This is a genomic window from Stenotrophomonas sp. pho (assembly GCF_006228405.1).
Classification (GTDB): domain Bacteria; phylum Pseudomonadota; class Gammaproteobacteria; order Xanthomonadales; family Xanthomonadaceae; genus Stenotrophomonas; species Stenotrophomonas sepilia.
In genome coordinates, this window is record NZ_CP029759.1 from 3,386,871 (window position 1) to 3,400,720 (window position 13,850).

General features: G+C 68.6%; 10 protein-coding genes. 2 read left to right on the top strand and 8 right to left on the bottom strand.

Annotated features, from left to right (window positions below):
* Positions 1–39: 39 nt before the first annotated feature.
* The 5 genes from DL544_RS15905 to nudE all read right to left on the bottom strand — a co-directional run bounded on the left by DL544_RS15905 (position 40) and on the right by nudE (position 3,021).
* A complete protein-coding gene (locus DL544_RS15905) occupies positions 40–342 on the bottom strand; it encodes an Mpo1-like protein (protein ID WP_065178192.1) in 303 nt (100 codons plus the stop codon).
* Positions 343–478: 136 nt separating this feature from the next.
* Positions 479–808, bottom strand: a complete 330-nt coding sequence (locus tag DL544_RS15910) for a YnfA family protein (protein WP_053499515.1) — start codon at positions 806–808, stop codon at positions 479–481.
* Positions 805–1,644 (bottom strand): nucleoside triphosphate pyrophosphohydrolase, encoded by an 840-nt coding sequence (gene mazG, locus DL544_RS15915; RefSeq protein ID WP_065185423.1) that lies wholly within the window; start codon positions 1,642–1,644, stop codon positions 805–807. Before mazG ends, DL544_RS15910 begins: the two co-directional genes overlap by 4 nt.
* Before the next feature lie 13 nt (positions 1,645–1,657).
* A complete protein-coding gene (gene cysQ / locus DL544_RS15920) occupies positions 1,658–2,461 on the bottom strand; it encodes a 3'(2'),5'-bisphosphate nucleotidase CysQ (RefSeq protein WP_053499520.1) in 804 nt (267 codons plus the stop codon).
* Positions 2,458–3,021, bottom strand: coding sequence for an ADP compounds hydrolase NudE (nudE, locus tag DL544_RS15925; RefSeq protein WP_005418435.1), 564 nt, complete (start codon positions 3,019–3,021; stop codon positions 2,458–2,460). Before nudE ends, cysQ begins: the two co-directional genes overlap by 4 nt.
* Before the next feature lie 77 nt (positions 3,022–3,098).
* On the opposite strand from nudE, the gene bioA reads away from it, so the two are divergent.
* Entirely contained in the window at positions 3,099–4,490 is a 1,392-nt protein-coding gene (bioA, locus tag DL544_RS15930; protein ID WP_065185422.1) for an adenosylmethionine--8-amino-7-oxononanoate transaminase, read from the top strand.
* Positions 4,481–5,218, top strand: coding sequence for a 16S rRNA (uracil(1498)-N(3))-methyltransferase (locus DL544_RS15935; protein WP_065178188.1), 738 nt, complete (start codon positions 4,481–4,483; stop codon positions 5,216–5,218). The genes bioA and DL544_RS15935 overlap by 10 nt, the downstream gene beginning before the upstream one ends.
* Before the next feature lie 88 nt (positions 5,219–5,306).
* On the opposite strand, the gene DL544_RS15940 is transcribed toward DL544_RS15935, so the two are convergent.
* Genes DL544_RS15940 through DL544_RS15950 form a run of 3 tightly spaced genes read right to left on the bottom strand, consistent with a single transcriptional unit; the run spans position 5,307 to position 13,811 of the window.
* Entirely contained in the window at positions 5,307–5,771 is a 465-nt protein-coding gene (locus tag DL544_RS15940; RefSeq protein ID WP_065178187.1) for a chemotaxis protein CheW, read from the bottom strand.
* A complete protein-coding gene (locus DL544_RS15945) occupies positions 5,768–7,105 on the bottom strand; it encodes a chemotaxis protein CheB (RefSeq protein ID WP_095379270.1) in 1,338 nt (445 codons plus the stop codon). The genes DL544_RS15940 and DL544_RS15945 overlap by 4 nt, the downstream gene beginning before the upstream one ends.
* Positions 7,092–13,811, bottom strand: a complete 6,720-nt coding sequence (locus DL544_RS15950; RefSeq protein WP_139727523.1) for an Hpt domain-containing protein — start codon at positions 13,809–13,811, stop codon at positions 7,092–7,094. Before DL544_RS15950 ends, DL544_RS15945 begins: the two co-directional genes overlap by 14 nt.
* Positions 13,812–13,850 lie beyond the last annotated feature (39 nt).

Sequence of the window (13,850 nt, forward strand, 5' to 3'; positions counted from 1 at the left end):
GCCGGCGAGGCAATGCCCGCAAGGCGCCGCAGCCGCCCGCTACAGGCGCACCCGCCCACGCAGGATGTCGAGGAACATCACCCAGTCACCCATGAACGAGTACAGCGGATGGCGGAACGTCGCCGGTCTGTTCTTCTCGAAGAAAAAATGGCCGACCCAGGCGAACCCGTAGCCGCAGAACAGGGCGCCAAGCAGGAACAGCGGCTGGCCGCGCAGCGAGGCAGTGGCGACCAGCAGCAGGACCCCGCAACTGCCGATGAAGTGCAGCCGCCGCGATACCGGGTGGCGGTGCTCGCTGAGATAGAACGGATAGAACTCGCGGAAGCTGGCGAAGCGGGACATGAGCAGGCTCCGGGGACCAGGGTCGCCCACATCATGCGCCTTCCGGAAGGCAGCGCTGCCCTTGTAGAGCCGAGCCATGCTCGGCTTGCGCGTGCCAGCGCGGCCGGAAGGAAGAGCAGCCGAGCATGGCTCGGCTCTACACTGATGAAGTGCGCGGCCCGAACATGATCACCGCCATGCCGGCCAAGCACAGCGCTGCGCCCAGCAGGTCCCAGCGGCTGGGACGAATGCCATCGACCAGCCACAGCCAGAACAGCGCGGTGCCGATGTAGACGCCACCGTAGGCGGCATAGACCCGTCCACTGGCCGTCGGGTGCAGGGTCAGCAGCCAGGCGAACACGGCCAGGCTGGCCGCCGCCGGCAGCAGCAGCCAGACGCTGCCTCCCTTGCGCAGCCACAACCATGGCAGGTAGCAGCCGACGATCTCGGCCAGCGCGGTCAGCAGGAACAGGCCGAGCGTTTTCACGCCTTCTCTGCTGCCTTGGCCTGATGCCACAGTGCTTCCTGCGCATCCAGGTCCAGTTCGGCCAACGCGTCACCCTGTGCGTCGGCCTGCGCTTCCATCGCGCGGAAGCGACGCTCGAACTTGTGGTTGGCACCACGCAGTGCAGCGCCCAGATCGATATCGGCATGACGCGCCAGGTTCGCGCAGACGAACAGCAGGTCGCCCAGTTCTTCCTGCAGGCGCGCCTTGTTGCCCGCGACATCGCCACGTTCGAACTCCTCGCGCAGCTCCTGCAGCTCCTCGGCGGCCTTGTCCAGCACCGGCAGCGGACCCGGCCAGTCGAATCCGACCTTGGCCGCGCGCGACTGCAGCTTCACCGCCCGCTGCCATTCCGGCAGGCCGCGCGAGATACCGGCCAGTGCGGAGGTGTCCTGCTCGCCCTTGGCGGCACGCTCGGCGCGCTTGATCGCCTCCCAGTTGCGCGTCACCCCGTCGGCATCGTCCACGCTGACATCGGCGAACACGTGCGGGTGGCGGCGCTGCATCTTGTCGCTGATCGCACGGGCGACCTCGGCGAAGGCAAACGCGCCCTGCTCCTCGGCCATGCGTGCGTGGAACACCACCTGCAGCAGCAGGTCGCCGAGCTCGTCGCAGAGATCGTCCAGGTCACCCCGGTCGATCGCATCGGCGACTTCGTAGGCTTCCTCGATGGTGTAGGGGGCGATGGTCGCGAAGTTCTGCTCCAGATCCCACGGGCAGCCGCCCTGCGGGTCACGCAGCCGCGCCATGATCGCCAGCAGGCGCTCCAGTTCGCTGCTTGCGGCGCTGCCGGTGGTGGGGGTGTCGTGCGCGCTCATGGGGCCTCCAGGATCAGTCGGACAACCAGTCGCGCCATGGCAGGCTGGTATCACCAAGGGCAATGAAATCGCCGTTCAACAGTGTCTCGCGGCGGTTGTAGCGGAACGGCTTGCCGGTCGCCGCCGACAGCACCGCGCCGCCGGCGGCATGCAGCACGCACTGGCCGGCGGCGGTATCCCATTCGGAGGTCGGGCCCAGCCGCGGATAGACATCCAGGCCGCCTTCGGCGATCCGGCAGAATTTCAGTGACGAGCCCTGTGCGATGGTCTCGATGCGGCCCATGCGCGCCAGCAGCGCCTCGGTTTCCGGCGAGCGGTGCGAGCGGCTGGCGGCAACGCGCAGCGGAGCCGTGGCCGGCGTGCGGGTGCGCAGCACGGTGTCATGCAGGCCCTGCCGCCGATAGGCCAGCTCGCCGCGCATGGCATGCCAGACGATGCCGGTGACCGGCGCCAGCACCACACCAAAGGCCGGCGCGCCCTGGTAGATCAAGGCGATGTTGACGCTGAATTCGCCGTTGCGCTTGACGAACTCGCGGGTACCGTCGAGCGGATCCACCAGCCAGTAAGCGCCCCAATGGCGGCGCTGCTCCCAGCCCACCTGCGCCGATTCCTCGGACAGGATCGGCAGGTCCGGTGTCAGCTGCCGCAGGCCCAGCTCAATGACCTGGTTGGCCGCCAGGTCGGCCGCGGTGACCGGGCTGTTGTCGTCCTTGATCTGGACCTCGAATCCATCGGCATACACCTGCATGATGGCTTGGCCGGCCTGCTGGGCGATGGCGATGGCGGTCTCGCGCAGGTCCGTGGTCAGTTTGATCATCGCGTTCCCTGCAGCCACTGGCGGGCAATGAACAGCGCCGCCAGCGAGCGTCCCTCGGAGAAGTCCTCGCGCAACATCAGCTGGTCCAGTTCGGCCAGCTTCCACGGCACCACTTCCAGTTCTTCCGGCTCGTCGCCGGCCAGCTTTTCCGGGTACAGGTCGCGCGCCACCACCAGCCACGACTGGTGGCTCATGTAGGTCGGGGCAAGGGTCATTGCGCGCAGCACGTCGACCCGGCGCGCACCGTAACCGGCTTCTTCCTTCAGCTCGCGGTCGGCGGCCTGCTCGGGGGTTTCGCCGGCGTCGATCCGGCCCTTGACCAGGCCCAGTTCGTAGCGGTGCATGCCGGCGGCGTATTCACGCACCAGCAGCACGGTCTCATCGTCGAGCATCGGCACCACCACCACCGCGCCGTGGCCACGGCTGACCAGGCGCTCGAACCGGCGACGTTCACCGTTGGAGAATTCCAGGTCCAGATGCTGGCGCTGGAAGGGGCCGTTCTCCTCATCGGTGATCCGATGGATGATCGGCAAGCGACGGCCGGCACGGTCATCGTTCATGCGGAATCTCCGCGGCGGCCGGCGCCAGCGCCGGGGCCGATAGAATGTGCAGGCAGCAACATGTTCATGAGCCCGAAATGCTAGCAGACCCAACCCCCTCCCCGCTGGCCCAGCACTGGCGGCAACGCGACCTGCAGGTGCTGTGGCACCCGTGCACGCAGATGCGTGAGCATCCGGACACCCTGCCACTGGTGCCGATCGCCCGCGGTGAAGGCGCATGGCTGATCGACCACGACGGCCACCGCTACCTGGACGCCGTCAGCAGCTGGTGGACCAACCTGTTCGGCCATGCCGAGCCGCGCATCGGCGGCGCCATCGCGGCGCAGGCCGGGCAGCTGGAACAGGTGATGCTGGCGGGCTTCGGCCACGAACCGGCGATCACCCTGGCCGAGCGCCTGCTGGCGCTGGCGCCACGCCAGCCCGGCCGCGCGCCGTTGGCCAAAGTGTTCTACGCCGACAACGGCTCGGCCGGCGTGGAAGTGGCGCTGAAGATGGCCTTCCAGTATTTCCAGAACCGCGGCGAGCCACGGCGCACGCGCTTCATCGCGCTGGAAAACGGCTACCACGGCGAGACCCTGGGTGCGCTGGCGCTGGGCGATATTCCGCTGTATCGCCGCGTCTATGCACCGCTGCTGGCCGAAGGCCTGTTCGCGCCATCGCCCGATGCCTACCTGGCCGAACCGGGCCAGAGCGCGGCAGATCGCGCACGGCAGGCTGCCGACGGCTTGGCCACGCTGTTCGACCAGCATCCGGGCGAGATCTGCGCGGTGATCCTGGAACCGCGCCTGCAGTGTGCCGGCGGCATGCGCATGCATGACCCGGTCTATCTGCAGCGCGTGCGCGAACTGTGCGATGCCCATGGCGCGTTCATGATCGCCGACGAGATCGCCACCGGATTCGGCCGCACCGGCACCCTGTTCGCCTGCGAGCAGGCAGGGGTGATGCCGGACCTGATGTGCCTTTCCAAGGGCCTGACCGGCGGCTTCCTGCCGCTGGCCGCCGTGCTGTCCACGCAGGCGCTGTACGACGCCTTCCTCGACGACTCGCGCGAGCGCGCCTTCCTGCATTCGCACAGCTACACCGGCAATCCGCTGGCCTGCGCGGCAGCACTGGCGACGCTGGACATCTTCCGCGACGACGATGTGATCGCCCGCAACCGGGGCATCGCGTCGGTGATGGGCACGCTGGCGGCGCCATTTTCCGACCATCCGCACGTGGCCGACGTGCGCCAGGCCGGCATGGTGGTGGCGTTCGAGCTGTCGCGCGACGGCAACAGGCGCACGCCTTTCGATCCGGGCCTGCGGCTGGGCCTGCACGCTTACAAGGCCGCCCTCAAGCGCGGCGTGGTGCTGCGCCCGCTGGGCGACGTGCTGTACTGGATGCCACCCTATTGCGTGGATGACGAACAACTGGAGCTGCTGGCACACACCACGCTGGCGGCCATCGACGAGGCGATTGCATGCGCGTGACCCGCTGCCCCATCGACCTGGCGCTGCACAGCGGCCAGACCGTGACCCTGCCGGAAGAGACGGCCAACCACCTGGTGCGGGTGATGCGCCTGCGCGAGGGCGATACGTGCGTGCTGTTCAACGGCGATGGCAACGACTACAGCGCGACACTGACCGTGGCCGGCAAGCGCGAGGTACAGGTCCGCATCGATGCTGTGCAGGCCATCGACAATGAATCACCGCTGGCGATCACCCTGCTGCAGGGCATCGCCCGTGGCGAGAAGATGGACCTGATCCTGCAGAAGGCCACCGAACTGGGCGTGGCGGCGATCATTCCGGTCAACGCCGAGCGCACCGAGGTGAAGCTCGATCCAGCACGGGCCGAGAAGCGCGTGGCGCACTGGAACAACGTGGTGACGTCGGCCTGCGGCCAGTCCGGGCGTGCGCGCATCCCGCAGGTGGGTTCGCCGCTGTCGCTGGCGCAGGCTGCGGCGGTACTGCCGGCCGATACGCTGCGGCTGACCCTGGACCCGCGGGGCGCACATCGCCTGTCGACGCTGACGGCCGCTCCGGCAGGGGGCCTCGTGCTTGCGATCGGCCCGGAAGGAGGCTGGTCCCCGCGCGACCGCGACCAGCTGGCAGCGGCCGGGTTCCAGGGACTGCAGCTGGGCCCGCGGATCCTGCGCACGGAAACGGCCGGACTGGCCGCGATCGCGGCGTTGCAGGCGCGGTTGGGCGACCTGGGATAAGACAGGTTCGTGGTAGTGCCGGCCGCTGGCCGGCATCCACGGGATCATGAGGTTGCCGGCCAGCGGCCGGCACTACCGGTCTGGTGGATCAGGCGGCGAGCGAATCCAGCGCCGCTTCCAACGCGTCCAGGTTCGGCAGCAGCGCACTCTGCTCACCCAGCAGCACGCGCATGTGCACGGTCTGCGGCAGGGTTTCTTCGGAGGCGTCGGCCAGCAGGCCGTCGCGCGGCACCGAGATCAGCTGCGGGAAGTTCTGCGTCAGCAGCGCGTAGTACGGGCGCTGCACGTTGCCGCTGAGGGACTTCAGCACCACCACCTTGTTGTGGCCGGCCACCGTCTCTTCGCCGAGCCCCGAAAGGCGTGCGAACGACACCAGCGGCACCTGCCAGCCGTGCCAGCCGATCTCGCCGACCAGCCAGCGCGGCGCATCGGAGACCGGCTGCACCGGCACGCGCGACATCATTTCGGCCACGGTGGCATTGGGCAGCAGCACGCGCTCGTTGCCGGCCTGGATCAGGACGCCGCGGATTTCGTCATTGCTGGCGTAGCTCATGGTGCGTCTCCGTTGTCGTCCTGCTCACCCCAGCGCGCGGCAATCGCCTGCGCCAGTTCCTGCGGTTCACCGGCCACCATGCCGGCAGCCACCACGGCGGTGGCCGCCGCCGGGTCATAGCAGCCCTCGCCCACCTGCCCGGCCACCCACGCACCGGCGGCCGCCAGGTCCAGCGCCGGGCCTACGTGGGCCAGGTCGGCACCGCTGAGCAGCACCAGCGCGGTGTGTTCGGCCGGCAGCGAAGCGAGCGAAATACCGTTGGCATCGCTCTGGAAATGCAGGCCATCGCTGGCCGCGCGCACGCCGATATCATCGGCCAGCACGTGCACCTCGCCCGGCACCGCGTGCTGGCCGGCCTCGGCCAGCTGCACCGGCAACGGCGAAACGCGGGACATCTGCTTGACCAGGTTGCCGTAGCGGCCACCATCCAGACGCATGTGCACCAGGACCGGCACACTCAACGACGCGGGCAGTGCGCCGAGCAGGCGACGCAACGCATCCGGGCCACCGATGCCGGCCAGCACCAGCAGCGATGCGGCACGCGCACCGGCCGGGGCGACGGCATCCAGATCGACCAGGCTCAAATGATCGGTATCGAACGAGGGCTGCGGCGCGACGACCGGCGCCACGGCTTCTGCCGATACGGGTGCTTCGATCGATTCTTCCACCAGCGACCAGGCGGTGTGATCGAAGGAGACCGGCGGTGTCGCAGGCGTCGCCGGTTCGGCCAGTGCCTGCGGCGCCGAAGGCGGATCCAGAGGCTCGGGCACGACCGGCTGCAGCGCCGCCAGGGCCTGCTCCAGCGCGATCGGTTCGTGCAGGTCTGCCGGTGGCGAATACAGGCCGTCGGCCGGAACGTCATCGGCCCAGCTCAGCGCCTGTTCCAGGTGCGGGCGCAGGGCTTCTTCCTGCGGCGCCGGCGCGGGCGCCGGATGGCCAGGCTCCAGCTGCAGGCTGGGCTCTTCTTCGGCGCCCGGCGGCAACACCTGCTGGTGGCCGTGCAGCTTGGCGGCCAGGTGGCGCCCCCAGCGTTGCGCCTCCCAGCCGTCGCGGCGGGCGGCCAGCTCAGCCTCATCGAACACCAGGGTCAGCCCCGGTGCCGAGAGCACGGATTCCAACCGTTCCAGTGCGTCCTCGATGGCAGCTTCCAGCGCGATCACCACGAACTGCGGGGCCGCGGCCTGCAGGACCTGCGGCTCCAGGCCGTTCGGATCATCTTCCAGGACCAGCTGTACATCGGCATGCGCCAGCGCCTCGCGCAGGCGTTCACGCGCCGTACCGGGGCGGGCCAGCAGGGCGACGGCCGGGGCCGGATGGGTTTCACTCACGGACACGGGCGATCCCCAGCAGGTCGTACACGTTACGCATCAGGTCCAGTTCCTGGTACGGCTTGCCCAGATAACGCTGGACACCGATCTCGAAGGCACGCTGGCGGTGCTTGTCGCCGCTGCGCGAGGTGATCATCACGATCGGCACATCCCTGTAGCGCGGATCGGCACGCATCACAGTGGCCAGCTCGTAGCCGTCCATGCGCGGCATCTCGATGTCCAGCAACATCAGGTCCGGCACGCGCTCTTCCAACCGCTCCAGTGCTTCCACGCCATCGCGGGCGACACTGACTTCGAAGTTGTGGCGTTCGAGGATGCGACCGGTCACCTTGCGCATGGTCAGCGAGTCATCGACCACCATCACCAGCGGCACCTGGCGTTCGTCGCGCGGCGCATTGGCCAGCACCGGTGCCGTCGGATTGGCCAGGAAGCGGCGCACCAGCGGCGCGACGTCCAGGATCACCACCACGCGGCCATCGCCGGTGATGGTGGCACCGTAGATGCCCGGTACCGATGCGATCTGCAGGCCCACCGGCTTGACCACGATTTCGCGGTTGCCCAGCACCTGATCGATCGCCACGGCTGCACGCAGGTCGCCGGCGCGGACCAGCAACAGCGGCACCTGGTCCTGGCCATCGGCACGCGCCGGGGCCTGCCCGACCAGGCTGCCGAGGTCATACAACGGATAGTCTTCGCCGCTGTAGCGGTAGCTGCTGTCGGCGGCCTCGAAACGTTCGCGCGACAGGCGGCCGATACCGCTGACCGAGGCCACCGGCACGGCGAAGGTGGTCTCGCCGATCTGCACGAACACCGCCTGGGTGACGGCCAGCGTCTGCGGCAGGCGCAGGGTGAAGCGCACGCCCTGGCCGCGCACCGACTGGATATCGACCGAACCGCCCAGCTGGCGCACTTCGTTGCGCACCACGTCCATGCCCACGCCACGGCCGGCCAGCTGGCTGACCTGGTCAGCGGTGGTGAAACCAGAGGCGAAGATCAGGTTGTCCAGTTCCTGCTCGTTCGGCTGGGCATCGGCAGCCAGCAGGCCACGGTCGATGGCGCGGCGGCGGATCGCCTCGCGGTCCAGGCCGGCGCCGTCGTCGGCCACTTCCAGCACGATTTCCGAGCCTTCGCGGTGCAGGCGGATGGCGATCTCGCCCTCCTCCGGCTTGCCGGCGGCGCGGCGCTGTTCCGGCGCTTCCAGGCCATGCGCCACGGAGTTGCGCAGCATGTGTTCCAGCGGCGCGACCATGCGATCGAGAACATTGCGGTCCAGTTCCCCGTGGGTACCTTCCAGGGTCAGGTGGACCTGCTTGCCGGTATCCATGCCGGACTGGCGGACCACGCGGCGCAGGCGCGGCACCAGGCCATCGAACGGCACCATGCGCGCGCGCATCAGGCCGTCCTGCAGCTCGGAGCTGACGCGCGACTGTTGTTGCAGCAGCGAATCGTACTGGCGCGACAGATCGTCCAGTACCCCTTGCAGGCCGCCAAGGTCGGCCGCCGATTCGTTCAGCGCACGGCTGAGCTGCTGCAGCGTGGAGAAGCGGTCCAGCTCCAGCGGATCGAACTTCTGGTCTGCCTGGTCCTGCTCACGCTGGTAGCGGGCGACGATCTGCGCTTCGGTTTCCAGGTCGAGCCGGCGCAGCTGGTCGCGCAGTCGCGCATTGGTGCGCTCCAGCTCGCCCATCGCACCACGGAACGCGCCGAGCTGCTGCTCGAGGCGCGAGCGGTAGATCGCCACTTCACCGGCATGGTTGACCAGGCGGTCGAGCAGATCCGCGCGCACGCGCACCTGTTCCTGCTGCGGGCGTGCCAGCGGATCTTCATCGACCACGCCTTCGGCCGGCAGCGGTGCCGACAGTGGCGCATCAAGCAGTGCCGGTGCCGATGCCGGACTGGCAACCGGTGCCGAAGTGGCTTCTGCGACGCTCGCCACGTTGGCTGCGGCTGCGGCTGCAGCAGCCGCCGCAGCGATATCGGTGGTGGTACGCACTTCGAACGCGTCGACCAGGTCCTGCGCCGGTTCCACCACGCGGTGGTCGCCGGTGCGGGTGAGCAGCTGGTGCAGCCGATCAAATCCGCGCTCCAGCAACTGCACATCGCGGCGTTCGATCTCGGTGCGACCAGCGGCGACGGCTTCCAGCAACGATTCGATGCTGTGGCCAAGATCGCCGATGGCGTTGATGCCGGCCATGCGTGCGCCACCCTTCAGGGTATGCAGGTCACGCTGCAGGCCGGCCAGCACCTCGCGGTCCTGCGGCGCATCGCGCAGCTCGCTGATCAGGCCATCACAGTGGTCGAGCAGGTCCTTGCCTTCCTCGACGAAGATGTCGACCAGCTCGCGATCGTAGACGCTGAAGTCGAGCGTATCGGCGCTGTCTTCCGGCACCGGGATGTCAAGGACGTCGGGTGCCACGGTTTCAACCACGTCGGCGTCAGGCGCGCCAACGGCCGGGGCATCCGATACGGCATCGGCATCGGCATCGGCAGCTTCGGCGTGGACTTCCACCTGGCCCGGCGCGTCTTCCAGTTCGAAGAACCGCACCGGTTCGGCGGTGGCCGGCGTCGCGGCCTCCGCGATCTCCTCATTCACCGTCGCCGGGGACGGCTGATCGGCGCTCTCTCCTTCACCGATCGCCGCCTCCCCGCCGACGTCCGCATCCTCGGCAAAGGCTTCCGCCTCGCCCGGCGCGAGTTCGCTGGCCTGCAGGCCGAGCACGGACCTTTGCCCGTCGTCGGCCAGGGGCTGCTCTTCGTCGATCACGTGCAGGCCGGCCTCGAGCGCGGCGTCCAGCGAGACCGGTTCTGCAAACCCCGGCGCAGCCATTTCATCCTGCAGGCTCGACAGCTCGCTGTCGAGTGGCAGTGCAGCAGGCGTCTCGAATGCCTCAGCGTCCGCGACGTGCACGTGATCGAACGAGGACGCATTCAGGTCAGATGCGACGGCTTCGACAGCATCCGGAATCTCTTCGGCATCGCGGTCGTCGACCGGCAGCGCACTGGCATCCAGGTACGGCGACAGATCGTCCACGACGGTCAAACCGGCATCGTCGGCCAACAGCGGCGCGCATTCGGCCTGCGCCTGGACACCGTCTACCTCAACGCCCGGAACGTCGTCGGCCTCCTGGATCGATTCGACCACCGGTAGCGACGCCGCTCCCTCACCCGGTACCGACGGCCATCCGGCATCGAAGTAGCGCGAAAGATCGTCGCTGGCGGTCAGCTCACCGACCTCCAGCCCGCCCTCGCCCTCGATCGCGGCATCCTCGACCGGGGTTTCGGCGACATCGGCAACTGCCTGTGGTTCCTGCTCCGCCGCGACGGACGAAAGCGGGACCGCATCGGTTTCAGGCGCGACGGCTGCCGGGGCGTCCGCATCCCATTCCGCCGTCGGTTCGTCATCCAGCGCCAGCTCAGCTTCGTCGTCCTCCAGGCCCACCATCGGCCAGCGCGCTTCCGGCAACTCGCTGGCCAGCGCCTGCAGGCGCTGTGCCAGTACCTGTTGCGGTGCGATACGCGGCTGTTCGGCCTGCAGCGCTTCCATGGTGGCGGTGATCGCCTGCGCGGTCGCATCCAGCGCGGCCACGCCCTCATCACCCGGCACCACTTCGGCGGCCAGTGCACGCTTGATGTAGGACTCGGCACCGCCGGTTACAGCCGTGATCTCGGGCACTTCGGTCATCGCGAAGGCGCCGTTCATGGTGTGCACTGCGCGCAGGAGTGCGTCGCTGACCGGCTGCGGTGCCTGCTGCGCCGAACGCAGCCAGTCCTGCAGGGTGGCCTGATGGACTTCCACCTCGGCCTCGAGAATCTCGCGCAGCACGCTGTCGATGTTGGCCGGCGTGCCGGTGGCTTCGGCCTTCTCGGCGGTATCGGCCAGCGCCGAAGCGGCAACCTCGGCGTCGAGAATGCGGATGATCTCGTCTTCGCCCTCGACTTCGGCCACCGGTGCAACCGATGCAGTGGCCCCAGGCAGGGGTACGTAGTAGGTCTCCTCGCCTGCACCGACACGATCGGCGATGGCCTGCATGGCCTGCAGGTCGACGCTGATGCGGTGGCCATGGCGCAGCGCCGCGTTCAGCTGCGGCAGCGCCGCATGCGCGTTGTCGACCATCGCCAGCACGGCGGGAGATGGGGCGCGGCTACCATCCAGCACGCGGTTGAGCATGCCTTCGATCTTCCACGCGAACTCACCCAGGGTGCGTGCGCCGACCAGGCGGCCACTGCCCTTGAGGGTATGGAAGATGCGGCGGATCGGGCGCAGCCGGTCCATGTTGTCCGGCTGCATGCGCCATGCCGGCAGCAGCGTGCCGAGATTGGCCAGCTCATCGTCGAACTCTTCCAGGAACACCTCGCGGATGTCCTCGTCGATGTTCTCGGCATCGTCGTCGAAACCGGCGTCGAAGCCCGCATTGGTGTCGGCGTCGGTCCCGGCAACGGCCGAATCCACCGCCTCCGGCGCTGCCGCAGCGGCCATCGCCTGTGGATTGAAGCCGGCAGCGGCCGCACTCAACTCGGCGAAGAACTGGGCGTCGGCCTCGCTGAAATCGATCGGCGCGATGGTGTCGATATCGATCACCGACACGGCCGGAGCGGACGTATCCGCCGCAGGAGCCGCCGCATCGATCAACGGCGACGTGATCGACGGTACCGGCAGGTCATCCGGGGCCTCATCCACCCCGGCCAGCGGCGGAACGACGGCATCGACGATCTCCAGCGACGGATGCAACGCGGCGTCATCGTCCAGCGACAGCGTTTCCATCGCATGCAGCGACAGCACGTCGTCAGCGTTGTCCAGCGCGTCGGCATCGAAGCGGAACACCACGTCGTCGGCCACGGCAGCCGCATCCTGTTCGGCCGCCACCGGGTCGAACACCGGTGCAGCATCGAAAGCGGTCGCGGAGGAATCCACCGCGTCCGTCCTCTCATCGATCACAGGCGCTGCGCTTTCCTCAAGCATCTGCGGCGCCCCGGACAGCGACCACTGCGGCGCACCGGAGTGATCACCCTCGGCCAGCTCGAAGCTGACCGGATCGAAACTGGCGAAGGTCGGGCTGCGCTCGTCATCGGCAGGCACGATGGCGTCGGCCTCCGGATGGAACGGCGCCAGCTCCCACTGCGGGACATCCGGCGCAGGTGCGCTGGACGCCGCGAAGACCAGCGATGCGTCCGCATCGTCGTGCGTCGGCAACGGCGAAGCACCGGTATCAGCCGTGCTGGCGGCCACGGCTGCCACGGTGCCCAGCGCGCCGAACATCAGGCGGTTGTCGGACACCATCGGCGCCGGCGAGGCCGGCGGCGGATCGAAGGTGAAGTCCGGCAGTGGCACCGGCACGTCGCCGGCAGCGGGCGCCGCAGGCTGCACCGGAACCTCGATGCGCTCCGGCTGCAGGGGCTCGGCCTGCAACGCAACCGGCTCACGTTCGACCGGCAGCAGTGCCGGCGCGTCCGGCGCAACGGCATTGTGCTCCGGCAGCGGCCAGTAGCGCAGTGCCTCGAGGCTGCTGCGGGTGATTTCGAGGATGTCCTCTCGGCCCGGGCGGCGGTCGCGCAGGGCTTCCAGGTAGTACTCCAGGCTGGCCATGGCATCGGCCAGGGTGTCCAGTTGGCGGCCGCTGGGCACGCGCTGGCGGCCGATCAGTTCGGCCTCGATGTACTGCTGCACGCCGCGCAGGTAATCGGCGGCGGTACCCAGGTCGAGCATGCGCAGCGCGCCGGAAACATCGCCCAGCAGGCGTGGCACATCCTGCAGCTCGGCATGGTTCCAGCTGGTTTCGATGAAGGCGACGAAATGCTCGCGGGCAGCGGCGAAGTTGGCGATGGCTTCATGCGCCAGCACCTCCACCGTTCGCCGGTTCTCGACCGCGCTCGGGTCGTCCTCGCCACTGCCGCCGGCGCCCAGATGGGCAACCTGGTCGTCCAGCGAGGCATCGACGTACAGCAGTGCACCGGCAATATCCAGCAGCAGGTTCTCGTCGATCTGCTGGCGACCTTCGACCACGCCGCGCAGCGCATCGCGCTGCTGCACGACCACGCCGCGGGCCACGCCCAGGCCCATCATGCCCAGCGTATCGGCCACGGCGCCGAGCTCGTTGGCCTGGGTCTGCAGCTGTTCCGGCGCACCACCTGTGCGCAGGTGCAGGTCAAGCGCATCCTTGATGCGCAGCAGTTCTTCCTTCACCGCGCTGCCGACCGTGTCGAGCAGCTCGCGATTACGCCCGCTCAGGCTGCCACGGGCATGGTCCAGCTCGGCCTCGGTGGCGGTGACGCTGTCCGGCGCAAAGGCCAGCAGCACACTGTCAGTGACGCCTTCTTCGCCGCGCGACGCACGGATCTCGTTGAGCAGCGGCATCAGCACGATCGGAATGTCGCGATGGCCGTTCTGCAGGCGTTCCAGATAGTCGGGCAGCAGCACGCTGCCACGCATCAGGGTTGCGCAGGCTTCATCACGGTCGGCCACGCGGCCGGCGCCGATGGCGTTGGCCAGCTGCTCCAGCTCTTCGGCCACCATCGCCGGGGCATACAGCTCGACCATGCGCAGGGTGCCCTGCACCTGGTGCAGGTAGCCGGCGCAGATGCGCATGCGGCTGGCATCGGTCGGGTCTTCGGCGTAGTACTCGACCTCGTTGCGCACCTGGCGCAGGGTCTCGTCCAGCTCGGGCTTGACCCAGCCCAGCGCTGCGTGGCTCATCGCATCGCGCAGACTGCTCATGGACGCGCTCCGTTCGCCGCCGCGCGGTGGCCGCGCGAG